The sequence below is a fragment of the Pseudomonas sp. N-1-13 genome (assembly GCF_057787095.1).
The window spans coordinates 2,534,461-2,559,314 of record NZ_JBYNRI010000001.1; the positions used below are offsets into that span (position 1 = coordinate 2,534,461).

The following is a 24,854-nucleotide window of genomic DNA, read 5'->3' on the forward strand; positions in this document are numbered from 1 at the left end:
TAACAAAGGAAGCCCTGCGCATCAATCAGGAGATCGATGATTTGGCAGGCGTTGCCCCTATAAGGAGATACCGATGATTAAGTCCCACGCAAAGATCCTTGTACTCATGACCTTGGCCGGCGGGTCGTCCATGGCCAATGCCGGCACCTTCCCTGATTTCGGCTTCGCCCCTCCCAAGAGTGAATATTCCGGCCCTGCGTTCCAGCTCAGCCAGAACTATCCCACCACTGCCCCTGGCGCCGCGTCGATGCCAGCGTTCTTCAAGATTCTGCCAACAACACGCCGCAATGATTTTGAAACCTGGCGAGCCTATATGGAGGGCGTCAAGCAATACTGTCTGGAGGGCAACGCCGAGACCAACTGGAATGTGCAGAAAAACGCCGTCCGCCAGTGGTATCACATGCCCTGGCAGCATTACGGGCCGAGCGGGCGTGAAGGCATCCACGGGCTGACTCGAGAGGCGCCTATTCAACCTAAACAGCTCGCTCACACACAGTTGGAGTCCGGTCAGACTTATGCGGTGGGGATCTATAACGATATCGGTGCCTATACCATAGGCCAGGTCTGGAAAGACCCGCAGAACCCTGACCCGAGCTTCACTTCAAAGCCCAAGAGCTTCCCCAACGGCACGGTGGTGTGTAAGGCGTTGTATGCCGACATCGATGTCAATTCGGTGCCGTCATTGGCCAATCCCTTGCTGCTGGATGCCTACACCGCCGTCACGTTTACATCCACTGATCGCGTCGTGAAAAAAGTCGCATTGATCCAGATGGACATTGCCGTGCGTGACTCGCGTGTCAGCGAGACCGGATGGCTCTTCGGGACCTTTCAGTACAACGGCATCGATAAAAGCAAAGGCGACTGGGAAAACCTGGTGCCTGTCGGAATCATGTGGGGTAACGACCCTGAAGTGACCAGTAGCGAGTTCACCAATCCGACCCCGACAGAAACTAAAATCAACCCGGCATTGAAGCAGACCGCAATCAATGCCAATACCAAAGAACTGCCGCCGACCCACCTGGGTTGGAACGGACGCCTCAATGGGCCGGTGGACAACCCGCAGGCTTCATGCCTGAGCTGTCACATGACCGCTGAATACCAGCAACTGGCGATCATGAACCCGACTTTCCAGGCCAACCCACCAGCGCCGGGTACTGAAGAGTGGATGAAATGGTTCCAGAACATCCCCGCCGGCCAACCCTTTACACCGGGCACCCAAAGCACGGACTACAGCCTGCAATTGTCCGCGGCCTTGGCCAACTTCTATGACTGGAAATGTAACCACAGCGGCGTCTATGCCGACGGCAAGAATGCTTGCGAAAAAATCGTGCCGCTAAAATTGATGAAAGCAAGCAATGCGCCTCAGGATGAGGTGCAAAAAGTGCAGCGCAGTCCTGAGCTGGAAGACCTCGAGTAACATAAATCCCGGCCTCGGATGACACCGAGGCCGGGTCAGGTTCATGCCATGGGTGGCAGTCGCCGCTTGACCGGAGTCTTCTTGACGATGGCAGTGTTGGTTTCTGCCAGAACATTGAGCTTGTCCAGCAACGTGTCCAGTTGCTCCATCGAACGCACATGCAGCCGAGCGATGAAGCAGTCATCGCCGATGACCTTGTCACATTCGGTAAATTCAGCGATGGCCTGGATCTGCCGTTCCACTTCCTGCAACTGCCCCGGTAACGGGCGAATACGCACAATCGCCTGGAGCTGGTAGCCGAAGCACTTGGGGTCCACTTCAACGGTGTACGCCCTGAGCACGCCACGCTCTTCGAGCCTTCGAAGGCGCTCGGCGACGCTGGGGGAAGACAGGCCGCTCAAGTTTGCCAGGGCCTTGAGGGAGCGCCGGGAGTCTTCCATCAGAGCGCTGATGAGGATCTGGTCGATGTCGTCAGTCATTTTTCACTCCGTTAGGCCAATGCTCGAAGTTGCCTTGATAAAAAAGGTCGAAAGCCAGTTTAGCCTTTCTCGTGCCATGGAGGAGCGCCCCTTTGGCTCGGCATACTATGCCCACTTGCTGAAGGAGCCTGAAGATGGACAAGACCTTACGTCGCGGTTCGCTGGAAATGACCGCCGCCATGTTGATTTCCGGAACCATCGGCTGGTTCGTGCTGGTTTCCGGTGTGCCGGTGCTGGACGTGGTGTTCTGGCGCTGCGTGTTCGGTGCTGCGACCTTGCTGCTGATTTGCGCCGGTTTCGGATTCTTGCGTCCGGGTCTCCTGACGCGTACCACCTTCTTGCTGGCGGTGCTCAGTGGCGTGGCGATCGTGGGCAACTGGGTGCTGCTGTTTGCTTCGTACTCCCGCGCGTCGATTGCCATCGGTACGGCGGTGTACAACGTTCAGCCGTTCATGCTGGTGGGATTGGCGGCGTTGTTGCTGGGGGAAAAAATCACCGCCCAAAAGCTGTTCTGGCTGGCGGTGTCGTTTCTCGGCATGTTGGCCATCGTCAGCGCCCACGGTGAGCAAGGGCAGGGTGGCGGCGACTATCTGACGGGTATCGCCCTGGCGTTGGGCGCTGCCTTGCTGTACGCCATTGCGGCGTTGATCATCAAGCATCTGACCGGGACACCGCCGCACTTGATCGCGCTGATCCAGGTCAGCACCGGTGTGTTGCTGTTGGCGCCCTGGGCGAACTTTTCGGCGTTGCCGCAGCAGCCCGAGGCCTGGGCTAGCCTGGTAACCCTGGGCATGGTTCATACCGGCGTGATGTATGTGTTGTTATACAGCGCGATTCAACGGCTACCCACCGCAGTGACCGGCGCGTTGTCGTTCATCTATCCGATCGCGGCGATTTTCGTCGACTGGTTCGCCTTCGGTCATCGCCTCGAGTTGCTGCAGTGGCTGGGTGTGGCAGCGATCCTGCTGGCGGCAGCCGGCATGCAGCAGGGCTGGGGCATCAAGGTGCGCCGTCCAGCCCTGCCATAACCCATCGTTCGGCGCGGGTCAGAAGATGTAGTCGGTGGTTAGGAAGTTAGAGTCCCGCCCGCGGATGATGTCGCTGATCAGCGCCTTGTTGCTGTCCTGGAACTTGGTCGCCACCAACGTGCGGATCGAAAAGGTGCGCAGCGCATCGTGGACCGACAACGTGCCCTCGGCCGAGTTTTTCCGGCCGTTGAATGGGAACGTGTCCGGGCCACGCTGACATTGGGCGTTGATGTTGATGCGTCCGACCTGGTTGGCGAAGATGTCCACCAGTTTGCCGACTTCGGCCGGGTTGTTGCCGAAGATGCTCAACTGTTGGCCGAAATCGGACTCGAGCACGTAATCGACCACGGTATTGAGGTCGCGGTACGGCACGATGGGGACGACCGGGCCGAACTGTTCTTCGTGGTAGACCCGCATTGCAGTGTTCACCGGATAGAGCACGGCCGGATAGAAGAACGAACCGCGGGATTCGCCACCGTGTTCATTCGTCACCTGCGCACCTTTGGCGGCGGCATCGGCCACCAGCGCCTGCAGATAATCGACCTTGCCCGCTTCGGGCAACGGTGTCAGTGCCACGCCATCTTCCCACGGCATGCCAGGTTTCAGGGCGGCCAGCCCGGCGTTGAATTTCTCGATGAATGCCGGTGCCAGGTCTTCGTGGACAAACAGGATCTTCAATGCCGTGCAGCGCTGGCCATTGAAAGACAGCGAGCCGGTCAGCGCCTCGCTGACGGCGTTGTCCAGATCCACATCCGGCAGCACCAGGCCCGGGTTCTTTGCGTCCAGGCCCAGGGCGGCACGCAAACGGTGCGGGCGCGGATGGAGTTTTTTCAGATCGCTTGCAGCTTTGTTGGTGCCGATGAAGGCAAAGATGTCGATCTTGCCGCTGGCCATCAGCGCGCTGACGGTTTCCCGGCCACTGCCGTAGATCACATTGATCACACCAGCCGGGAAGCTGTCGCGAAATGCCTCCAGCAGCGGCCGCACCAGCAGTACGCCGAGCTTGGCCGGCTTGAACACCACGGTATTGCCCATGATCAATGCCGGAATCAACGTGGTGAAGGTTTCGTTCAGCGGATAGTTGTAGGGGCCCATGCACAAGGCCACGCCCAGCGGCACGCGGCGGATCTGTCCGAGCGTATCCTGTTCCAGCTCGAAACGGCTGGAGCGGCGGTCCAGTTCCTTGAGGGCGTTGATGGTGTCAACGATGTAATCGCAGGTGCGGTCGAATTCTTTTTGGGAGTCCTTGAGATTCTTGCCGATTTCCCACATCAGCAACTTGACCACCGCCTCGCGTTGTTCGCGCATGCGCGCCAGGAACGCCTCCACATGGCGGATGCGTTCTGCAACGCGCATCGTTGGCCACTGGCCCTGGCCGCGGTCATACGCGCGGACGGCCGCGTCCAGGGCGGTGAGCGCGGTCTGTGCATCCAGCAGCGGCGTGCTGCCCAGTATCACTTGTTCGTCCCCCTGCGGGCCTGCCAGGTACACCGGGCTGCGAACAACTGCCAGCGGCCCTTGCCAGGTTTGCAGCACGCCATCGATCAGGTATTCGCGCTGCTCGATCTGTCCCTCGAGGCGGTAGGCCTGCGGAATATCGGCAGCGCTGGGAAACAGGTTGGCGAAGAGGTTGGCTTGGGTCATGTCGTTACTCCATCAATGAAATGAGCCATGGGCTGACGGCTTTCAGGCGTAAATCGCTTTTAGGGTTATACGCCCAAATGGCGGTGCGTTTTAAGTGCCGGGGGGCGAGGGACAGGATTTTATCGGCGTCAGGCAGGTGTGGAGGCGGGCAGGCTGGACTCATTGTCGGTTGGCATGGCGAGTCGCCAACACATGGCTGCGACCCGCCCTGAAGCGCTGGTTTACCAACGCATCCGTACCCCCAGGCTGCCGATCAGCCCGTTGAGGTCGTTGTCGTCGACGTCGCTGCTGTAGTCAGCGCTGATGTAGAGGCTCACCACCGGTGTAACCCGCGCCACCAACCCCAGCCCTACCTCGACGGTGGAAGATTTGCGGCTGCTGCTGATCTTGTCGACTTTGTCCAGGGTCAAGGTGTCGGCACTCTGGACCGTGTGCCAAAGGTTGGTGCGCACGTAGGGTTCCACGCCCAGGCCGTTGACCTGATACGTCCCTTTGAGGCGTGCCCCGACGCGCCCGCTCCAGGTGCTCAGTTCGTTGCCGGAGCCGTTCTCGGCATTGGGGTTGTCAAGGGTGATGCGCTGGTTGATCAGTTGCGCCTGGGGTTCGACCACCCAATGGTCGCTGATACCGATGGGAAAACCGCCTTCGACCGACAACGTGACGGCATTGCCTTCAGCGGCCTGACGCTGGCCTTGCTCGGTGCGGCTGTAACCGTTGATGCGCCCGCCGCTGGCACTCAGGTCCACATGCCAGCCTGCCGGACCGGTCAGGCTCCAGTACGCGCCCAGATGGGTGCCTTGCAGGTTCAGTGCTTCTTTGCCGGGCTCGGCCATGGCCGGTGTCACCAGCGTGCCATTGACGCGGGTGATGACCTGGTTCTGTCCACTGATCAGGCCCACGCGTTGGGTATGGCCGCTGTCGTTTCGCAAGGTGAAGAGGGCGGGGCTCTTGCTGGAGGTGGGGTCAGTGTTTATGGAGGCGGCGCCCTGGCTGTCGGACTGTGTTCGGTCATACCAGAGTTGCGACGTCTGCTCGGCGGGCCAGGCCCATACCTCCATGGACGAACACAGTAACAACGAAGTCGAGATTGTGTAGAAAGTGGTAGTGATCTCTTGTGGACGGAGGGAAGTTTTCATGGGGGCCTGCCTTGCAATCGCATGCGTTTCTCGCTTATGGCGTCTCTCCTACCCCGAACGAGGGGCGACCGAATGGATTGAGGCAAACCTCGGGCCGTCCGCTGTAGCGGGGTTCCGAGGCTTGCCCCTGACTGTATTTCCGGGGGTAGTACGTTGTAGTCAAGAAGACCGGTGCCGTCGCGTCAAGAAAATGAACGATGAATGGCAAACTGAAATCAGCGCCAATAAATAGCTGATTTTTTTCGGTTATCCAGATCAGTGAATTGACGTCAATCAACCGTTTCAACTCCTCTGGTTCACCGACTCACCATTTGATTCGTACGCCAGGTGTCGCGCAGTGTTTGGCCTCACAAATGCACTTCCACGCATAGCGGCAGGTGATCGCTCAGGTGTGTCCAGGGTTTGCTGCCCAGGATTTGCGGGGCATGGCTGGTGGCGTTGCGCAGGTAAATACGGTCCAGACGCAGCAGGGGGAAGCGGGCCGGGTAGGTCCTCGCCGGACGACCGTGGTGGTGCTCGAAGGCTTCGTGCAGGTATTGGCGACGGGCGAGGGCGGTATTGCCGCGCAACTGCCAATCGTTGAAATCACCGGCGATGATCACCGGGGCGTCTTCGGGCAACGAATCCAGCAATTGGCAGAGCAACTTGAGCTGCAACTGCCGATGGCTTTCCAGAAGGCTCAGGTGCACGCAGATTCCGTGGACCTCGGCATGACCCGGTACGTCCAGCACGCAATGCAGCAGTCCGCGCCGCTCGGGACCGGTGATGGAAACGTCGAGGTTACGAAACTCACGGATCGGGTATTTGGACAGCAAGGCATTGCCATGATGGCCATCGGGATACACCGCGTTACGGCCATACGCAAAATCGCTCCACATGCTGTCGGCGAGGAACTCGTACTGGGACATTGGCGGCCAGTTCTCGTAGCGCGAAGCGTGGCGGTCGTGTTCCCCCAGCACTTCCTGCAGGAACACCAGGTCGGCACCGGTGCTGCGTACCGCTTCACGCAGCTCGGGCAGTATGAAACGACGGTTGAGGGCGGTAAAACCCTTGTGGGTATTGACCGTCAGAACCCGTAGCCGATGGACCGCCGCGGGCGTGTCCAAAGGCGTTGATTCGGCGGCTTGCCGGTTGGGATCGCCAGTCACGTTCACTCCTGAATCAGACGTACCTGTTCATGCGACTTATGGTGGCTGCCGCAGTTCCGGATTTTTCCCCGTTGCCAGGTCAATCACGTCACCCGCTAAGCCACCGTTATCGCGAGCAGGCTCGCTCCCACAGGGTAGGGGGCATCGCTTTTGTGACATCCCTCACACTGGATTGGCGGTGGTCAGATGAACACAATTTCATAGGGCAAACCCATGCGATCAAGAATGACCCGTGGCACCAACGGTGCGATGCCGCTGGCGGGCTCGCCGTTGAGCTGGCTGGCGTAGGCATGCATGGCGTGCCGTTTGCGGGCGGTGGTCCAGATATCCAGGCGCAGCTTGCGGGCCCGGTGCCAAGGGATCTTGTTTTGCTCACGGACCGGCCAGTGCCAGGCCCACACCGGCAGCTCAATGAACACTGCCTCGATGCTTTCGGCGGCCAGGGCCCCGGCGCGGCCAACGGCATCATGGTCGCTGTCACCATCCTTGCGCCAGGTACTGAACACAACGTCGCCCGGCTTCAAGTACCGAGCGATGAAAGCGCTCAGTTGGGCCTCATGGTCGGCGAGGGTTTTTTCCGGGAAACCACCGCGCACCCACTGCATGCCACGGGCCGGTACCCCCAGGCGATGCAGGGCGTCCACGCTTTCCTGGGGATGGGGGCGGTAGGCATGCTGGCGCTCATCGGTCCACAGTGGTGAGCCGGGATGGCTGATGCTGCCGTCGGTGACCGAGATCAGCAAGATGGGATGACCCAGATTGCTCAGCAACTGGAGCAGACCGCCACAGGCACCGACCTCATCACCCGGATGCGGAGCAAGGATGACGGCGCGTGCGCCAGCGGGAATGAGGGTCTGGGTACTGATGATGGGAATGTCGGCCAGCTGGGGGGCGCTGTTCCATATTTGCGGATGCTGTCGACCTGGCAAGCGAGAAGCGAGTTTCATGAGAGACGTCCCTGTTTGTATTCAATCTTTCAGCCATGCACCGGGCCGATTGCCCGGTGGTGCCCACCAGGGCCTGACTGCGAGCGGCGATGTTCCGATCCTGGAATCTACCGCTCGCCAAGTATTGATCATGTTGGGCGATTCGTCGCGCCCCATGTTGTTGCGAATGCTGTTTTTCTGTGTGGGGACTTGAGCGGGTGAACAAACCGCGTCCCTGCGGTTGTGTTTTTTCACCCGTTTATCGAAGGTTTATTCCTCCTCCTCACGTTGCAACTCGAACAACAACAGCGAGCGGCCGGTGACGGAGTATTCGTAGTCAAAATCGAAACGCTCCTGGCCACGCACCTTCGGCTGGTTAGTGTCGACCATGCATGTCCAGAAACTGCCTTCGGGCACTTCCGGCAGGCGGAAGTTGACGATGTCGTGATGGGCATTGACCACCAGAAGCAGGGTCGCGTTGCCACCCTTGCGACGAATACCGGTTTCCTGGGCGCGCCCGTCCATCAGCATGCCCAGGCACCGACCGTGGCCGTCGTGCCATTGCTCGGTGGTCATCTCGCTGCCATCGGGGGCCAGCCAGGTGACATCCTTGACGCCCAGGTCTTCGTTGTAATTGCCCACCAGGAACCGCCCGCGCCGCAGGATCGGGTAGGTCAGGCGCAGTTTGATCAGGCGCTTGACGAACTTGAGCAGCGCCTCGCCATCCTCACTGAGGTCCCAATTGACCCAGCCGATCTCGCTGTCCTGGCAATAGGCGTTGTTGTTGCCGTGCTGGGTCCGAGCGAACTCATCGCCAGCGACGATCATCGGCGTGCCCTGGGCCAGCAGCAAGGTCGCAAAGAAGTTGCGCATCTGCCGCTGACGCAGTTCATTGATCTCAGGATCGTCTGTCGGGCCTTCGACGCCATGGTTCCAGGACAGGTTGTTGTTGCTGCCGTCCTGATTGTTTTCGTCGTTGGCTTCATTGTGTTTGTCGTTGTACGACACCAGGTCGTGCAGGGTAAAACCGTCGTGGGCGGTTACGAAGTTCACCGAGGCGTATGGACGACGACCGCGCTGGTTGAACATCTCGCCGGAGGCCGTCATGCGGCTGGCAAAGTCGGCGAGTTGGCCGTCGTCGCCTTTCCAGAATGCGCGCACCGTGTCGCGGAATTTGTCGTTCCACTCCACCCAGCCTGGCGGGAACCCACCCACCTGATAACCACCAGGGCCGCAATCCCACGGCTCGGCGATCATTTTCACCTGGCGCAACACTGGGTCCTGGCGACAGGCGACGAGGAAACTGTGGCGCTCGTCGAAGCCATCGTGGTATCGACCCAGAATAGTCGCCAGGTCGAAACGGAAGCCGTCGACGTGCATCTCCGTGGCCCAGTAGCGCAGGGAGTCGGTGACCATCTGCAGCACGCACGGGTGACTCAGGTCCAGAGTGTTGCCGGTGCCGGAATCGTTGATGTAGTAGCGTTTGTCATCCGGCATCAGCCGGTAGTACGAGGCATTGTCGATGCCGCGCATGGACAGGGTAGGGCCTTGCTCGTTGCCTTCAGCGGTGTGGTTGTAGACCACGTCGAGGATGACTTCCAGGTTGGCCTCGTGCAGGTGCGCAACCATCTCCTTGAATTCGGCGATTTTGCCGCTGGCCAGGTAACGCGGGTCCGGGGCGAAGAAGGCAATGCTGTTGTAGCCCCAGTAGTTGGTCATGCCCTTGTGCAGCAGGTGCTGGTCATTGACGAACGCGTGGACGGGCAGCAGCTCCACCGATGAAACACCCAGCTTGCGGATGTGCTCGAGCACATCGTCCACCATCAATCCGGCGAAGGTGCCTCGCAGGTTTTCCGGAACCGAGGGGTGACGCATGCTGATGCCGCGAACATGGGTTTCATACAGGATGGTCTTGTCCCACGGCACACTGACGCGCTGGTCGTTGCCCCAGGTGTGGGCCGGGTCGATGACTTTGCATTTGGGTACGAAGGGCGCGCTGTCGCGTTCATCGAAACTCAGGTCGCCGTCCGGGTGGCCGATGGTGTAGCCAAACAGTGCCTCGGACCACTTCAGCTCGCCGACCAATTGCTTGGCGTAGGGGTCGATCAGCAGTTTGTTGGGGTTGAAGCGGTGGCCATTCTCCGGGTCGTAAGCGCCATAGACCCGGTAGCCATAGATCATCCCCGGATGGGCGTCAGGCAGATAGCCGTGGTAAATCTCGTCGGTGTACTCCGGCAGCTCGATACGCTCGAGCTCGACTTCGCCGGTATCATCGAAAATGCACAGTTCAACCTTGGTGGCGTTCGCTGAGAACAGCGCGAAATTGACCCCCAGGCCATCCCACGTCGCACCCAGCGGGAAAGGTAGCCCTTCACGAATCCGCGAAGCCTCGATAACGGGCGGCGGCGTAGTGTTTTTTGGATGGGTCATAGTTGCTCCTGCAAAAGACAGACAGATACGGCAATGCTGTTCACTTAAAATCTATTCTTTTCACTGTGGCGAGGCAGCTTGCTCCCGCTGTGCCGCCTAGCGGCACCATTGATCGACACCGCGCATCCAGGCGTCGGCCTGGTGTGGCGTCAGCACGCGCCCTTGTCAGCACGGGGGCGCATGCCCTTGAGGCGGATGTCAGGTATGGATCAGTTAGCCGGCGGCTTGCGCGGCGCTCGTGGCTTTTTCTCCACAGGTTTTTCCGCCGCGGTGCTGACAGCGGCAGGTTTAGCTGCAGGCTTGGCCTTGGGCGTAGTGCTTTTCGTGGCAGGCTTGGCTGCGGTGCTCTTGGTTGCGGCAGGCTTGCTCGCCGCTGGTTTACCGGCGGCCTTGGCGGGTTTGCTCGGTGCCAGGGCTTCGGCCTCGGCAAGTTTGCGAGCCATCTCCCAGTGGCGTTTTTCCTGCCCGGCAGGCTTACCCTCGGATTCCCAGATCTGATAGGCGAATTCACGAATGCGTTTATCGTCGGTACTCATCGCAGTGCTCCTGACTGAACTCAAGATTGGATAAAGACATTGACCGGGAAATCCCCCAGCGCGTCGCTGACCATCAGCTCCCTTTGGGGTGTGACTGCCGCGCTGGAAAAAAGTCCCTTCAGTTTTTCATCCCCACGGGCAAACGGTAGTGATACGCGGGTGTCGCCCCAGTCCGATGCAGCCACCAGCGGCACGGCACCGTTTTCCAGCAGGCGAGCTGCATGGATCGGTACCACTATGATTGCCCGTTGTTGCTCATGCTCACGCATAAAGGCCAGGACCCGTTCGGCCTGCGCGCCAACCACTTGCAATGGCTGATAGCAGCCTTGCTGGAACAGCTGCAAGTGTTCGGTGCGTACGGCCAGTGTCCTGGCGATCAACGCTTGCTTGACCCTGCCATCGCGCCAAGTGCTTACCAGTTGCGCTGGGGTGCCTGGTGCTTGCATTGCCTCGCGGCGCGCCAGGAAATCCACCGGGCGGCGGTTGTCCGGATCCACCAGGCTGAAATCCCAGAACTCATTACCCTGGTACAGGTCCGGTACACCAGGCACAGTCATGCGCAGCAAGGTTTGCGCCAAACTGTTGAGGGCGCCCGCCGGGGCGATGACCTGGACCGCCTCGGCGATGGCGTTGCGCAGAGGCAGCCCCTCATCACCGAGCAACAGCCGCTCCAGGAACAGTTGGGTCGCCTGCTCATAAGCGTCGTTGACGGCCGACCAACTGCTTTGCAACTTGGCTTCGCGCAAAGCCTTGCGTTGCCATTGCCACATGCGCTCGTTGTAGTCGGCCAGTGCCGTGTGGTCGTGCACATCCAGGTCCAGCGGCCAACTTCCCAGTAGCGCCTGGTACAGAATCAATTCATCACCGGCTGAAGGAGCGGCGGGGTCGCTGTGCAGCGATGGCGCAAGAATGCGCCACTGGTCCACGCACGCCATGTACCAATCAGCTCGTTCGCTGATGACCGCCAGCCGCGCCCTGGTGTCTTCGCCGCGCTTATGGTCATGGGTGGCGGTGGTCATCAGGTTGTCAGGGAAATGCTCCAGCCGTTCGAGGCAGGCGTCATGAAACGCTTGCGGCGGAGCGCTGAACCGTTCGGTGTTGTAGCCCACGTCATTGCGCGACAACAGCACTGCCGAACGATAAAGCGCCGTGTCTTCCACGGCCTTGGCGGCGGCTGGCGAGGTCAGTTGCTGGAAACGCACGCAAGCATGGCGCAGCCGTTTGCGCTGACCACCCCGTGGGCGATCCCGCCAGGGCATGCCGCCGAGCCAGTCGGCCAGGTAGTCGAGCACCGGCCAGTCGGCTTCGCTGAGGGTCTGTCGGGCGTCTTCCAGGGCCTGACGAAAAAACACATCGTCTTCGTTGGAGCGGCCGAGCGGGTTGATGTAGGTGCGGTACACCGGGAAGTGCACGATCAGTTCCTGCAACGCGCGGCGAATGGCGCCGAGGGTCAGGTCACGGGTCATCACGTCGTCCCGCGCGACTTGCAACAGGGCTTGGGCGACGCTTTCGAAGTCTCCGGCCAGGGAACCATTGAGAATCTGTTGACGGGCCAGACGCGCTTCTTCGATGAAGTGCGCCGGTCGCTCGCTGTGGCGACTCCAGAACTCGGCAAGGGGTTCGGCACCGGCCGGGTCATGCTGCAGCAACGAGATCTGGTTCATGAACTCGTAACCGGTACTGCCGTCGATGTTCCAGTCCCGACGCAGGCTCTCGCCATCGCCGAGGATTTTCTCAATGAAAATGGGCAGGTGCCGCGAGGGCGAAAGCGAATCAAGACGCCTGCGCAATTTGCGGCAGTAGCCGCGAGGATCGGCAAGACCGTCGATGTGGTCGATCCGCAAGCCGTCCACTAATCCTTCGGCGATCAATTCGAAAATTTTGGCGTGGGTGGCTTCGAACACCGCAGGGCGTTCGACCCGCAGGCCACCCAGCTCATTGACGTCGAAAAAGCGCCGCCAGTTGATGTCGTCCGCCGCCGTGCGCCAACTGGCGAGCCGGTAGCTCTGGCGCTCCAGCAACTGATGCAGACGCTCGAACCCCTCGGGTTGCCGGGAGTCGTAGGCGAGCAAATTATCTTCGATCGCGGCCTGAATGCCCGGCTGGCTGGCCAGCTCTTGCAATTGCTGCTGCAGCGGTCGGGCCAGGGTATGGGCGTCGGTCTGGTAGTTCAGCGTGGTAAAACGCTCGGCCAACGCCTTGAGGGATTTGGCCTGTTCGGATGGCAGCGTTTCGGCAGGTTTGAGTAATTCGCCGTACTGCATGGGGCAGATAGGGAAGTGATGCTCGTAATGCTCGGCCAGGAAGCTGCCTTGTGTGGCATCGAAGCGTAACTTCAGGGTGCCTTCCTGCAAGGCCACTCCGTAGTCGCTGCCTAAAAACGGCAGCAACAGTTGGCCCTCCATCAAGGGGTCGGGAGAATGCCACTGGATATCGAAAAACTCGCCGAAGGGGCTCAAACGTCCCCATTCCAGCAGGTCCTGCCACCAGGGATTGTCATTGCCGCCGACGGCCATGTGGTTGGACACGACATCGAGGATCAACCCCATCCGGTGCTCACGCAGGCTGGCGACCAGGCGTCGAAGCGCCGCTTCGCCGCCCAGTTCCGGGTTCACCTGGGTCGGATCGACCACATCGTAGCCATGCATGGAGCCGGCGCGGGCTTTGAGCAGTGGCGAGGCGTAAATATGGCTGATGCCCAACGATGCGAAGTACGGCACTTGGGGGATGGCATCGTCCAGGGTGAAGCCTTTATGAAACTGCAGGCGAAGGGTCGCCCGCAATGGTTGGATCAACGTCTGATTCATCGGTCACGCTCGTTCGCCTGAAGCCTTGCACAGGCGAGGATTTCCAGACGCCGGGCGGCGCCCGGGTCATCCAGCAGCACCTGGCTGTCACACGCCAGGCGACGCCGCCAGTTGGGGTGGGTATCGGTGGTGCCAGGCAGGTTGGCCTGCTCGTCGATGCCCAGGGCGTCTTCGAGCGGCAGCAACACCAGCGGCGCACGGGTATGGCCGAGAAAACGCACACTGGCGTCGAGGATCTCGTCGGTATCCAGGTGTTCTTCACGAAAGTTCTGCGGGTCCTGATTCAACACATTGCTCAGGCCTTCGCGTTCACGTTCGCGGTGTTTGCGCCAGTCCATCTCGGTGTGGGAGTCGATCAGGTCCAACCGGGCGTTCCAGTCGATATCATGACCGTGCCACCAGCCATTGAGGGTCGGCAAGTCATGGGTACTGGTCGTGGCCAGGGCATTGTCCGGCCAGTCGAGGATGGGTTTGAAGTGGGTGTTGTCCTGTTCGAACAACAGCACGCGCATGCCGAGGATCGACCGGGCGCTGAGCTTCTCGCGAAGGCCCTCGGGCACGGTGCCGAGGTCTTCGCCCAGGACGATGGCTTGATGGCGATGGGATTCAAGGGCCAGCAGACGCAGCAGGTCGTCCACCGGATAATAAAGGTAGGCGCCATCGCTGGGCGGGGCGTCGTTGGGGATCACCCACAGGCGCTGCAAGCCCATCACATGATCGATGCGCAAGCCGCCGGCGTGGGCGAAGTTGGCCCGTAGCATCTCAATGAACGCGCGAAAACCATTGCGTACCAACCCCTCTGGCGAGAATGCCGAGATGCCCCAGCCTTGGCCGGAGCGGTTGAGGATGTCCGGCGGTGCGCCCACGGTCAACGAGGCGAGCAGTTCATCCTGCCGACTCCAGGCCTGGCTGCCTCCACCATCGGCGCCTACTGCCAGGTCAGCGATCAGGCCAATGCCCATGCCGCTGGATTTCGCCGCGCTCTGGACGCGCTCCAGGCACCGGGTGATCAGCCACTGGCAAAACGCGTAGAAGCCGATTTCGTCGGCGTTCTCCTCGGCAAAATGCGCTAGCGTCGAACTACGCGGGTTGCGCCATTCTTCGGGCCAATGGCGCCAGTCCAGGCTCTCTCCCCGAGCCGCACGTTCGGCCTGCAGGGCTTCGAAGCGGCAATGATTCTCCAGGGGTTCGCCGCTGGTGTGGCGGAAACTGCTGAAATCCTCATGCAATGGATGCTCGCCCTGGCTGAAGCCGTCGTACAGGGCGCGCAGGACTTTCTGCTTGGCCTGGGCCGCCACGGGCCAATCCACCAGCGGTTGTTCTTCCAGGTTGCGCAGTTGGTTGGTCAAACCGGTGGCGTCAATGGCCGCGCGTAGCGCGCGTTCGCCGAGAACGGTGCCCGGCGCGGCATAGAGACTGTTGAGGAAGAGCCGGCTGGACGGTGAATAGGGGCTGTAACGGCCGGTGTCGCTGCTGAACATCGCGTGCATCGGGCTGATCGCCAGGGCGTCGGCACCGCGCTCGCCGGCGACCCGTACCAACTCCTCCAGGGCCTGGGTGTCACCGAAACCTCCGTCGCCGGGGCGGCGCAGCGCATATAACTGCGCGCTCAGGCCCCAGGCGCGGGGCGTCGGATTATCCACCGCATCGGCCACGCTATAGCAATGTGCTGGCGCGACCGCCAGGATGAAATGCTGGTCCTGGATGCTGACGTGCTGGTAACCCACCGGGACCATCCCCGGCAACCTGGCGTCGGCGTCGAGTTTCAGGTTCAGTGTGGCACCATCCTCGAGCTGGATTTCGCAGGGCGTGGCGGCTTCGAAGTAGCGGCTCAGATCCACGCTGGCGCCGACATCGGCGGTGATCAGCGGTGGCAATTGATGATTCTGTTGGTCCTGCTGCAATTGCAGCAGACTGGCGTCGATTTCCTGGGCGGTCCCGGCTGGATGGCCCAGACCGATGAGGACTGAACGCAAGACGGCGGGCGAGACTTTCTGCGCCCGGCCGTTGGCGTCGATCCAGTCCACCGCCAGGCCCGCTCGGCCGGCGAGAATTTCCAGTTGCGCATCGCTCATAGGCGCTCTCCAGTGATGTTGGGCAAGTTTGCCGCGTGCGTCAGACTGACCAGCGCGCTGTAGGGCGCCAGGGCCCCTTGCTGCAACAGACCCATGGCGTGCTGCGGATGTTCGAAAAGAATCTCGGCCTCTTCTTGAGCGGTATGCTTGACCGGCTGATCGCTGAGGTTCAGGTCAATGCGCAACACGCTGCCGTCGCCCATGCGCCAGCGTGCGCTGACTGCGCCATGGCCCAGCACTTCGGCGTCCAAGGCCTGGGCTCCGGGCAAGCGCGGGACGATCACTTCACGGCGGATTTTCAGCAGTTGTCGATAGAGTGTTTCACTGGCTAGTTGCTCAGCGTGCTGCGCCTCCAGCTCAGGCCTCGACACCTCGAAGGTATCAGCCGCGTTAGGATCCGGGATGCGCTCACGCTTTTCGGGATCGGCAAAGGCACTGAACGCCTTGAACTCGTTGCGCCGACCCTCACGAACCAGCTCCGCCAGCTCGCCGTGATGGCTGGTGAAAAACAGGAAGGGTTGCCGGGCGGCTACTTCATCGCCCATGAACAGAAGCGGAATCATCGGCGACAACAGCAACAAGACCGTCGCCGCTTGCACGGCCTGAGGCGGGGCCAGTTGGTGCAGGCGTTCACCCAGTGCCCGGTTGCCAATCTGATCGTGGTTCTGCAGAAACAGCACGAAGGCGCTGGGGGGCAGGTGACCGCTGGGTTCGCCCCGGGGCTCGCCGTGGCGGTTGATATGGCCCTGGAAGACAAAGCCCTGGCTGAGGCAGCGTGCCAATTGTTCCGTCGGCTCTTGGGCATAGTCAGCATAATAGGCGTCGGTTTCGCCGGTCAGCAGCACGTGCAGGGCGTTGTGCCCGTCATCGTTCCACTGGGCGTCATAGCCGTGCTCCAGCAGGCTGGCCTGGTTGTGTTCGTTTTCCACGGTCAACCAGACATGCCGAACCGGATCTACCTGTTCGCGCACCCTGGCGGCCAGTTCCTGGAGAAAATCCGGATCTTCGATCGCATGCACGGCGTCCAGGCGCAGTCCGTCGAAACGGTATTCCAGCAGCCACATCAGCGCATTGTCGATAAAGAAGTCCCGCACCTCGCGGCGCCGGAAGTCAATTGCCGCGCCCCAGGGGGTGTGCTTGTCTTCGCGGAAAAAACCTTTTGCGTAACGGTGCAGATAATTGCCGTCGGGGCCGAAATGGTTGTAGACCACGTCCACAATCACCGCCAGCCCGTGGCCGTGGGCGCTGTCGATCAAGTGCTTGAGCTGTTCCGGCGTGCCGTAGGAGGCCTGGGGAGCGTAGGGCAGGACGCCGTCGTAGCCCCAGTTACGGTCACCGGGAAACTGCGACAGCGGCATCAGTTCGATGGCGGTTACCCCTAATCCAGCCAGGCGCGCCAGGTGCTGTTCGACGCCTTGGAAACCACCGAGGGCGCCGACGTGCAACTCATAGATCACAGCTTCATGCCAGGGGCGCCCGGACCATTGGGTATGGCGCCATCGGTAAGCATGAGGGTCGACCACCACGCTGTGGCGGTCAATGTCACCGGCCTGGGCGCGGGACGCCGGGTCGGGAACCTCCAGTTCGCCGTCGATGTTGTAGCGATAACGAGTGCCGGCGGGGCAGCGGGTCTGGATCATGAACCAGCCATCGGCCTGGGGCAGTAGCGGTATTGAATCTCCAGTGTCGAGTTCGACACTCACAAAAAAAGCATCCGGGGCCCAGAGGGCGAAGCGGGTGTGCTCGGCATCGAGCATGACCGCGCCATGGGTCCAGGTTTCAGGCGTCCTTGACGGCATTGTTACCTCATTGTCTGGCCGATTTACCCAGTGACTTGGCCACTAGCTGTTCATAGAGTTCGGCGTAGGGTTCCACGGCCTTGCACCAGTTGAATGGCGCTGACATGGCCCGGCAGCGCATCGCGTTGAGCAGGTCAGGGAACTCGAAGACCTTGAAGGCCCGGCTCAATGCCTGTTTGTAACTTTCGGCGGTGGACTCATCGAACAGGAAGCCGGTGATGCCGTCTTCGATGGTGTCCGCCAGCCCGCCGGTATTGCGTGCCACCGGCAGCGAGCCGAAGCGCTGGGCGTACATCTGGCTCAAGCCACAGGGCTCGTAGCGTGAAGGCATCAGCAGAAAGTCGCTGCCGGCGAACATCCGCCGCGCGTCGGTTTCGTTGAAGCCGATGCGTACACCGATCCGTCCGGGAAAACGCAACGCCAGTTCACGCATGGCTTGTTCTTCTTCCGGTTCGCCGCGACCGATGATCGCGATCTGGCCCCCGGATTCGACGATGAACTCGGCGACGGCTTCGGTCAGGTCCAGGCCTTTCTGGTACACCAGGCGCGAAACCACGGCGAACAGCGGGCCGCTGGAGTCGTCGAGACCGAACAGATCGCGTACATGAGCCGCGTTCACGGCTTTGCCTTCCCAGTCACCCATGGCGAACTGGCGGAACAAGTGCGTATCGGTGGCCGCGTCCCAACTCTCGTCGATGCCATTGGGAATGCCGCTGAGCAGGCCTTGTTGTGTTTTAGCCGCAAGAAAACCGTCGAGCCCGCAACCGAATGCCGGGGTAGTGATTTCCTGGGCGTAGGTGGCGCTGACCGTGGTGATATGACTGGAGTAGGCCATGCCGGCCTTGAGAAACGACAACTTGCCGTAGAACTCCATGCCTTCCTGCTGCAGCGCGTGCTCCGGGATACCCAGCTCCGGGCATGAGGCCAGGCTCACTACGCCCTGGTATGCCAGGTTGTGAATGGTGAACAGGGTAGGCGTGCGTTGCCCACGCCAGTGCATATAGGCCGGCGCCAGACCGGCCGGCCAGTCATGGGCGTGGACCAGATCGGGGCACCAGTGGATTTGGGCGAGGTTGGCGGCGATATCAGCTGCGGCCAGGCCCAGCCGGGCGAAGCGAATGTGGTTGTCGGGCCAGTCGCGACCGTTGTTGGCCCCGTAGGGTGAGCCTTCACGGGCAAAGAGTTCCGGACAGATCAGTACGTAGATCACCAGGCCGTCGGCCATGTCCATCCGCCCGATCTTGCAGGGCGGCAGCGCGGCGTGGCCGCCCAGTTCACCGATGATGTGGATCGGGTTGCCGCTGTTCATCACCTGCGGGTAACCGGGGATCAGCACTCGCACGTCATGCAGGCCGGCCATGGCCCGGGGCAGGGCGGAAGAAACATCGCCCAGGCCGCCGGTTTTGACCAGGTCGGCAATTTCCGAGGTTACGAACAATACCTTCTTGCGATTGGGATTCTGCCTGACGACCGGGAGCAGTGCCTTGCCGCCGGTGGCCAGCACCGGTGCCGTCGGCGAGTCAGTCGCCAGCGGAAGTTGAGAACGGACTTGCTGTGGTTCCAAGGCAGCACTGATCATAACTTTCTCCCATTTTCTCGATCTGTTTCCGGCAAGCGCCAGAGCTGTTGTTTCATTGGCCGAATCCTGCGGCCAGGCGCACAAGCGCTACGCAAGGTAAGCAAAGCGCTGCCCAATGCGGTTAAGCGAATCAGGTGAAGGGGCTGCTTCAAGGACTTGCAAGGACTGCACCAGCCGTTGTTGCCCTACCTCTAACCTGACCCGTCGCCGTTGCGAAAAGTTTCCACTTTTTTTCGTCTGGACGACCGGTCGGTTTTCTCCCCGGTTTGGCAGTCTAGGTCAGAACCTAGAGCGGTGCGGCGCGCTTCGTCGAATTGTCCGACAATCAGCTTTGTTGGCGGCAATGTCTTACACGACAAAGCGGGATACGCACCGACGAAGTGCAGTTTCTGGAAACGTAATGGGTGTATGGGGAAGGGGGGTGTTTCATCGGCGTGCGCGATGCAATGGCGCGATGCACCATCAGGGGGCGGGTGAAATAGAGGCATTTTAGTGGCCATTGTTGGCCCGGAAATACGCTGTTTCTGTGGGAGCAGGCTTGCTCCCACTTAAAACGTGTTCAGTCGCCAGTGGGGGTCAACAGGCGGATCGGTTTGCCGGCCGCCCAGGCTTGCAGGTCTTCGATCATCAAGGAATAGAACTTCTGATAATTGTTCCGGGTGACGTAACCCACGTGCGGTGTGGCCAGTAGATTTTCCAGGGATCGGAACGGGTGGTCGGATGGCAGGGGTTCCTCGGCGAAGACGTCCAGGGCGGCACCGGCCAGGCGTTTGTCGCGCAGGGCGTCGATCAGGGCGGCTTCATCGACGATTGGACCGCGTGCGGTATTGACCAATAGCGCCTGGGGTTTCATCCAGCCCAGCGCCTGGGCGTCCACCAAACCGCGGGAGCGCTCGCTGAGTACCAGATGCACCGAGAGAATGTCAGCCTGTTCGAACAGTTGCTGTTTACTCACGTAGGTCACACCCACTTCTGCGGCCCGTTCAGCGGTGAGGTTCTGGCTCCAGGCGATCACCCGCATGCCGAAGACCTGGCCGAACTGAGCTACCCGTGTGCCGATGCTGCCCAGGCCGAGGATTGCCAGGGTCTTGCCATGCAGGTCGCCGCCCAAGCCTTGCTGCCATAGCCCGGCGCGCAAGGCATTGGCCTCCTGCACCAGGTTGCGGGTCAGGGCCATGATCAGCGCCCAGGTCAGCTCGGGGGCTGCGTGCTTGTAGCTTTCGGTGCCGCATACCTGGATACCCAGTTCGGCGGCTGCCTTGAGGTCCAGGGCGGCATTGCGCATGCCGCCGGTGAGCAACAGCTTGAGGTTGGGCAGGCGGCGCAGCAGGCCTTCGTCGAATGGCGTGCGTTCACGCATCACGCAGATCACTTCGAAGCGGTGCAGGCGCGCGGCGAGGGTGTCGCGCTCGGCAGGGTACTCATGAATAAATGTCACCTGGCCGATGCTATCGAGCACCGACCAGTCCACCACGTCCCGCGCTACGTCCTGCCAATCATCGATGACTGCTATTTGCACCGCCATGGAACACCTCGTCAGGGAATGGGTTTGTTCAGCCAGCCCAGCAAGGCCTGGTGGAACCGGTCCGGCTCTTCCATCTGTGGGGCATGCCCCAGATGGGCGAACTCCACCAGGGTCGACTGGGGAATCAATTGAGCCACCTGCTTGCCCAGCACTTCATACCGGCCCAGTTTGGCTTTCACGGCCGGCGGCGCGATGTCGCTGCCGATGGCGGTGGTGTCGGAGGTGCCGATCAGCAGCAGCGTCGGTACTTTCAGGTCCTTGAATTCGTAGTAGACCGGTTGGGTGAAGATCATGTCGTAGATCAGCGCCGAATTCCACGCGACTTGCGTGTGCCCCGGCCCCTTGTTCAGCCCGGCCAGCATGTCCACCCAGCGTTCGAACTCCGGTTTCCAGCGGCCACCGTAGTAGGTCTTGCGCTCGTAGTTGCGGATACCGTCGGCACTGAGTTTCAGTTCGCGCTCGTACCACTGGTCCACGGTACGGTAGGGCACGCCGAGGGCTTTCCAGTCCTCCAGGCCGATGGGGTTGACCATCGCCAGCCGCTCGACCTGATCGGGAAACTGCAAGGCATAACGGGTGGCGAGCATGCCACCGGTGGAGTGGCCGAGCACAATGCTTTTCTGCACCCCGAGGGCCTTGAGCAGGGCCTGTGTGTTGGTTGCCAGTTGGTGGAAGCTGTACTGGTAATGAGCGGGCTTGCTGGACGTACAGAAACCGATCTGATCCGGGGCGATGACCCGGTAACCGGCCTCGCTGAGGGTCTTGATCGAGTCGCCCCAGGTGGCGGCGCAAAAATTCTTGCCGTGCATCAGCACCACGGTGCGGCCATTGACCTCGCCCTGGGCCGGCACGTCCATGTAGCCCATTTGCAACGATTGGCCCTGGGACTGAAGGGGGAAGTGCTTGAGTGTGTAGGGGTATTCGAAGCCTTGGAGTTCCGGGCCATAGGCCGGGCCTTCAGGCGGGTTTTCGGCCTGGGCGAACAGCGGCAGGGCGGCCGTCAGAAACAGGCTGGGTAACCAGCGAGCAGTGGAACGCGACATGGGCAATCTCCTTTGGGCATCCGGCCGATCCTGGCGTGGCCCGATTATGGCGACATTAACCACAGGCAACCCAAAGTCGCGAACGTTCAACCCATCCAGCCCAGGGTCGCGAGGGCGAGTGCGCCATAACGCAACCCTTTGGCCAGGGTCACGATCAACACAAAGCGCCGCCACGGCTCGCCCATCACGCCCGCCACCAAGGTCAGTGGATCGCCGATGATGGGCATCCAACTGAGCAGCAGCGACCAGCGCCCATAACGCTGATAATGCACGCGGGCCTTGTCCAGATGCGCCGGACTGACCGGAAACCAGCGCCGATCCTTGAACTGCTCCAGGCGTGTGCCCAGCCACCAGTTCACCAGCGAGCCCAGTACGTTGCCCAGGGTGGCGACTCCCAGCAACAGCCAGGTTTCATAGCGTTCGCTGAGCAACAGCCCAACCAACAGCGCTTCGGATTGCAGCGGTAACAAGGTGGCGGCACCGAATGCCGCCAGGAACAAGCCGATGTAAGCCTCGCCCATCAGTGGGCCGGGTAATCCGCCACCACGGTTTGCGTCCCGTCGCTTTTCAGACCGATCACCTGATACGCATCACTCATGCCGTCCGTTTCCATACCGGGCGAACCCATGGGCATGCCAGGCGCGGCCACACCGAGCAGGTCGTTCCGTTTGCTCAACGCCAGGACCTGGTCGGCCGGGACATGCCCCTCAACGAATTTGCCATTGATCTGGGCGGTGTGGCAGGAGCGCAGGTTGGGCGCGACACCCAGGCGTTGTTTGACTGAACTCATGTCGGTTTCAACATGGTCGTTGACCTTGAAGCCGTTTTCTTGCAGATGTGAAATCCATTTTTTACAGCAACCGCAATTGGCATCGCGGTGTACGTCAATGGTGATCGGTTCGGCGGCCTGGGCCAGGGTGGTGACAAAAAACGCGCTCAGGGCGAGCAGGTGCAGGGGATTGGCCATGGGGACAGTCTCGTGTCGAACAGTTTGGGAGGAGGATAACAGAGTAGCGAGCGTGAGCTGACAGTGGGCTGAGGGGCGGATTACAGAGTTGTCAGGTTGGGGGCGATGCTGATTCGAAGTTCGGCGCAAACCCGCAGAACCCTGCGGGAGCGAGCCTGCTCGCGATCGCGGTGGGTCAGCTTGGCCAGTGTCGACCTTGCCGCCGTCATTGCGAGCAGGCTCGCTCCCTCAGGTTCATATGCAAACAGCCTGGGGCGTTTTAGCGCACCTTGAACCGCCCCATGATCGCATTCACCCGGCTGTTGGCTTCCAGCAACTGGCGGGTGTTGTTCTCGCTGGCCAGGCCACTTTCCACCAACTCTTCCACCATATGGCGGATCTGCACCATGCTGCGATTGATTTCCTCGGTCACGGCGCTCTGCTGTTCGGCAGCGGTGGCGATCTGAGTGCTCAGGCTGTTGATCTGGCTGACGGAACCGGCCATTTCATCCAGTCCTGAATTGACCCTGGACGTGGCGTCGGCGGCCGACTGGCAGCTGGCCTGGGTGTTTTCCATGGCCGAAACCGATGAACTCACGCCCTGGGTCAAGCGCGTCAGCATTTCGTTGATTTCCGAGGTGCTGGCCTGGGTGCGGGCGGCGAGGGCGCGTACCTCGTCCGCCACCACTGCGAAGCCTCGACCCTGCTCACCGGCCCGGGCGGCTTCGATGGCGGCGTTAAGGGCCAGCAAGTTGGTCTGCCCGGCAATGGCGCCGATTACGCCGAGAATCTCGGTGATGCGTTGAGCGTCCTGCTGCATGCTTTCGACTTTGCGGGTAGCACTGGCGACTTCATCGATCAAGGCCACCACACTGTTGGACGCCTCTGCGACAACCACCCGAGAATGGTCGGCATGTTCATTGGCGCGTTGGGTGAACGCAGCGGTTTCGGCGGCGTTCTGCGCGACGCTTTCGGCGGTGGAACTCATCTCGGTGATGGCCGTGACGGTCTGATCGGTTTCCGAGGCGTGGCGCATCAGGATTTCGCTGGTGTGGGCTGAGGTCCGTTGCAGGTTGTCCAGGCTTGTCGCCATGGCGCCGGTCGCCTGGGTGACTTCGCCGATCATATTTTGCAGGTAAACGATGAAGCCGTTGACCGAATGACCGATCGCCCCCAGTTCATCCTCGGCGCGGATGGTGATGCGCCGGGTCAGGTCGGCATCGCCGGTGGACAGCGCATCGATGTTGCTCTTGAGTGTCTTCATGCGGTTGGTCAACTGACGGATCGCGTACAACTGCATCAACACCAGCAGGATCACCATCGGGATCTGCAGCAGGCTTAACGTGCTCAGTACATCGTCGCGCTGGGCGGTGATCAGGCGGGTTGGCAAGGCGGTAGCCAGGAACCACGGCGAACCTTCGATAGGCCGCATGAAAAAGGTACTGGCCTCACCCTTGTTATCAAATTCGACCCGCTGCAACGGCTGGTCTCGTTGGGCCAGGCCGGCCTTGACCTGTGCGGCGAAGGGCGAGGTTGCCGCCAGTTCGCTGATGTTCTTCAGCACGATGGGGCCGCTGATGCGCGAACTGTTGCTGATGATCTTGCCATCGCCTTCCACGATCAGCATCTCGGCGCTCAGCTCGGCTTCCTTGCGTGCCACCAGCTCATTGAAGAAGCCCAGGGTCACGTCGATGGTGGAAACGCCATAAGGCGCGCCGTTCTTCTGGATGGACATGGCGCAGTTGGTCCGCGGCTCAGCGCTGGCGTCGTCTTTATAGGCGGCGGCCCAGGCGCACTTGCCGGCGGGTGTGGCCATGCCGCCCTTGTGCCAGGGTTGATCGTAATAATTCGGCGCCGCGTCGCTGTTCCAGAAGGTATTGACCACCAGTTTGCCCGACGCGTCGCGGTGCCAGAACGTGCTGAATTTGCTACGCCCTTCGGCCCGCTGATTAGGCAGCGGCCAGATCCCGCCACCAAAGACTTTCAGCTCGCCGTACTGATCCACCAAGCCAGGCAGGACCCTGTCTATGGCATCGCTGTCGAGCAGCGGGATGGTCTGGGTGATGCTGCGTTGCTGCGCCTGAACCTTGTTCAATTCCCCCTGGATCTGCTCGGCCACTTCGCTGATGCGATTAAGCGCCACTTGCTCTTCGGTGTGGCGCAGTTTGGGCGCGACGAGATAGCTGATACCCACGACGGTCAGGATGGACAACAACAGGATGAATGAAATCAGGAACAGCGTGTAGCGCGCCTGAATGGTGCGAAATGCGGGCATGTGGGAATCCTTGCTCGAAGGCGTCTTTCGGGAGCTGGCACAATGGCCTGACTTATTTTTA

Annotated in this window: 18 protein-coding genes; 2 read left to right on the plus strand and 16 right to left on the minus strand. The window is 60.9% G+C overall.

Going from position 1 to position 24,854, the window contains the following annotated elements; genetic code table 11:
* The first annotated feature begins 73 nt into the window (after positions 1 to 73).
* The gene (locus AC3I65_RS11525) at positions 74 to 1,417 is read left to right on the plus strand and encodes a hypothetical protein (RefSeq protein WP_488523737.1); all 1,344 of its coding nucleotides are present in this window, start codon (positions 74 to 76) and stop codon (positions 1,415 to 1,417) included.
* Between the two features lie 41 nt (positions 1,418 to 1,458).
* Here the strand turns inward: AC3I65_RS11525 and AC3I65_RS11530 are convergent, their stop codons facing one another.
* A complete protein-coding gene (locus tag AC3I65_RS11530; protein WP_488523738.1) occupies positions 1,459 to 1,896 on the minus strand; it encodes an Lrp/AsnC family transcriptional regulator in 438 nt (145 codons plus the stop codon).
* 134 nt (positions 1,897 to 2,030) lie between these two features.
* Between AC3I65_RS11530 and AC3I65_RS11535 the strand changes: the two genes are divergently transcribed.
* Positions 2,031 to 2,924, plus strand: coding sequence for a DMT family transporter (locus AC3I65_RS11535; protein WP_107322532.1), 894 nt, complete (start codon positions 2,031 to 2,033; stop codon positions 2,922 to 2,924).
* An 18-nt stretch (positions 2,925 to 2,942) separates the two neighbouring features.
* Here the strand turns inward: AC3I65_RS11535 and AC3I65_RS11540 are convergent, their stop codons facing one another.
* From AC3I65_RS11540 to AC3I65_RS11610, 15 genes are all read right to left on the minus strand, one after another.
* Entirely contained in the window at positions 2,943 to 4,568 is a 1,626-nt protein-coding gene (locus AC3I65_RS11540) for an NADP-dependent glyceraldehyde-3-phosphate dehydrogenase (RefSeq protein WP_047226581.1), read from the minus strand.
* 221 nt (positions 4,569 to 4,789) lie between these two features.
* Positions 4,790 to 5,704, minus strand: a complete 915-nt coding sequence (locus AC3I65_RS11545; protein WP_488523739.1) for an autotransporter domain-containing protein — start codon at positions 5,702 to 5,704, stop codon at positions 4,790 to 4,792.
* A gap of 347 nt (positions 5,705 to 6,051) precedes the next feature.
* Positions 6,052 to 6,852 (minus strand): endonuclease/exonuclease/phosphatase family protein, encoded by an 801-nt coding sequence (locus AC3I65_RS11550; RefSeq protein ID WP_047226579.1) that lies wholly within the window; start codon positions 6,850 to 6,852, stop codon positions 6,052 to 6,054.
* Between the two features lie 182 nt (positions 6,853 to 7,034).
* Complete coding sequence (locus AC3I65_RS11555; RefSeq protein ID WP_047226578.1) at positions 7,035 to 7,799, minus strand: PIG-L deacetylase family protein; 765 nt, start codon at positions 7,797 to 7,799, stop codon at positions 7,035 to 7,037.
* A gap of 249 nt (positions 7,800 to 8,048) precedes the next feature.
* Entirely contained in the window at positions 8,049 to 10,208 is a 2,160-nt protein-coding gene (gene glgX, locus AC3I65_RS11560) for a glycogen debranching protein GlgX (RefSeq protein WP_047226577.1), read from the minus strand.
* A 209-nt stretch (positions 10,209 to 10,417) separates the two neighbouring features.
* Entirely contained in the window at positions 10,418 to 10,744 is a 327-nt protein-coding gene (locus AC3I65_RS11565) for a DUF2934 domain-containing protein (protein ID WP_107322529.1), read from the minus strand.
* A gap of 20 nt (positions 10,745 to 10,764) precedes the next feature.
* On the minus strand, positions 10,765 to 13,551 hold the full coding sequence (locus AC3I65_RS11570; protein WP_488523740.1) for a malto-oligosyltrehalose synthase: 2,787 nt from the start codon (positions 13,549 to 13,551) through the stop codon (positions 10,765 to 10,767).
* Positions 13,548 to 15,626, minus strand: a complete 2,079-nt coding sequence (gene malQ, locus AC3I65_RS11575; protein ID WP_107322527.1) for a 4-alpha-glucanotransferase — start codon at positions 15,624 to 15,626, stop codon at positions 13,548 to 13,550. Before malQ ends, AC3I65_RS11570 begins: the two co-directional genes overlap by 4 nt.
* Positions 15,623 to 17,425, minus strand: a complete 1,803-nt coding sequence (gene treZ, locus AC3I65_RS11580) for a malto-oligosyltrehalose trehalohydrolase (RefSeq protein WP_047226573.1) — start codon at positions 17,423 to 17,425, stop codon at positions 15,623 to 15,625. Before treZ ends, malQ begins: the two co-directional genes overlap by 4 nt.
* Before the next feature lie 7 nt (positions 17,426 to 17,432).
* The gene (gene glgA, locus AC3I65_RS11585) at positions 17,433 to 19,004 is read right to left on the minus strand and encodes a glycogen synthase GlgA (protein ID WP_047226572.1); all 1,572 of its coding nucleotides are present in this window, start codon (positions 19,002 to 19,004) and stop codon (positions 17,433 to 17,435) included.
* 559 nt (positions 19,005 to 19,563) lie between these two features.
* Positions 19,564 to 20,529 (minus strand): D-2-hydroxyacid dehydrogenase family protein, encoded by a 966-nt coding sequence (locus AC3I65_RS11590; RefSeq protein WP_107322524.1) that lies wholly within the window; start codon positions 20,527 to 20,529, stop codon positions 19,564 to 19,566.
* Between the two features lie 11 nt (positions 20,530 to 20,540).
* On the minus strand, positions 20,541 to 21,572 hold the full coding sequence (locus tag AC3I65_RS11595; RefSeq protein WP_047226570.1) for an alpha/beta fold hydrolase: 1,032 nt from the start codon (positions 21,570 to 21,572) through the stop codon (positions 20,541 to 20,543).
* Positions 21,573 to 21,658: 86 nt separating this feature from the next.
* Positions 21,659 to 22,093, minus strand: a complete 435-nt coding sequence (locus tag AC3I65_RS11600) for a YqaA family protein (RefSeq protein WP_047226569.1) — start codon at positions 22,091 to 22,093, stop codon at positions 21,659 to 21,661.
* Positions 22,093 to 22,539 carry a DUF411 domain-containing protein gene (locus AC3I65_RS11605; RefSeq protein ID WP_076385001.1) on the minus strand — a complete coding sequence of 149 codons (447 nt, stop codon included), beginning with the start codon at positions 22,537 to 22,539 and terminating at the stop codon, positions 22,093 to 22,095. The genes AC3I65_RS11600 and AC3I65_RS11605 overlap by 1 nt, the downstream gene beginning before the upstream one ends.
* A 259-nt stretch (positions 22,540 to 22,798) precedes the next feature.
* A complete protein-coding gene (locus AC3I65_RS11610; protein ID WP_047226567.1) occupies positions 22,799 to 24,793 on the minus strand; it encodes a methyl-accepting chemotaxis protein in 1,995 nt (664 codons plus the stop codon).
* Positions 24,794 to 24,854: the final 61 nt, after the last annotated feature.

Coding starts and splice junctions, on each gene's coding strand:
- AC3I65_RS11565 (WP_107322529.1), bottom strand. CDS start 10,744: ATGAGTACCGACGATAAACGCATTCGTGAATTCGCCTATCAGATCTGG.
- AC3I65_RS11600 (WP_047226569.1), bottom strand. CDS start 22,093: ATGGGCGAGGCTTACATCGGCTTGTTCCTGGCGGCATTCGGTGCCGCC.
- AC3I65_RS11530 (WP_488523738.1), bottom strand. CDS start 1,896: ATGACTGACGACATCGACCAGATCCTCATCAGCGCTCTGATGGAAGAC.
- AC3I65_RS11525 (WP_488523737.1), top strand. CDS start 74: ATGATTAAGTCCCACGCAAAGATCCTTGTACTCATGACCTTGGCCGGC.
- AC3I65_RS11590 (WP_107322524.1), bottom strand. CDS start 20,529: ATGGCGGTGCAAATAGCAGTCATCGATGATTGGCAGGACGTAGCGCGG.
- treZ (WP_047226573.1), bottom strand. CDS start 17,425: ATGCCGTCAAGGACGCCTGAAACCTGGACCCATGGCGCGGTCATGCTC.
- AC3I65_RS11610 (WP_047226567.1), bottom strand. CDS start 24,793: ATGCCCGCATTTCGCACCATTCAGGCGCGCTACACGCTGTTCCTGATT.
- AC3I65_RS11540 (WP_047226581.1), bottom strand. CDS start 4,568: ATGACCCAAGCCAACCTCTTCGCCAACCTGTTTCCCAGCGCTGCCGAT.
- malQ (WP_107322527.1), bottom strand. CDS start 15,626: ATGAGCGATGCGCAACTGGAAATTCTCGCCGGCCGAGCGGGCCTGGCG.
- AC3I65_RS11555 (WP_047226578.1), bottom strand. CDS start 7,799: ATGAAACTCGCTTCTCGCTTGCCAGGTCGACAGCATCCGCAAATATGG.
- AC3I65_RS11535 (WP_107322532.1), top strand. CDS start 2,031: ATGGACAAGACCTTACGTCGCGGTTCGCTGGAAATGACCGCCGCCATG.
- glgA (WP_047226572.1), bottom strand. CDS start 19,004: ATGATCAGTGCTGCCTTGGAACCACAGCAAGTCCGTTCTCAACTTCCG.
- glgX (WP_047226577.1), bottom strand. CDS start 10,208: ATGACCCATCCAAAAAACACTACGCCGCCGCCCGTTATCGAGGCTTCG.
- AC3I65_RS11595 (WP_047226570.1), bottom strand. CDS start 21,572: ATGTCGCGTTCCACTGCTCGCTGGTTACCCAGCCTGTTTCTGACGGCC.
- AC3I65_RS11605 (WP_076385001.1), bottom strand. CDS start 22,539: ATGGCCAATCCCCTGCACCTGCTCGCCCTGAGCGCGTTTTTTGTCACC.
- AC3I65_RS11570 (WP_488523740.1), bottom strand. CDS start 13,551: ATGAATCAGACGTTGATCCAACCATTGCGGGCGACCCTTCGCCTGCAG.
- AC3I65_RS11545 (WP_488523739.1), bottom strand. CDS start 5,704: ATGAAAACTTCCCTCCGTCCACAAGAGATCACTACCACTTTCTACACA.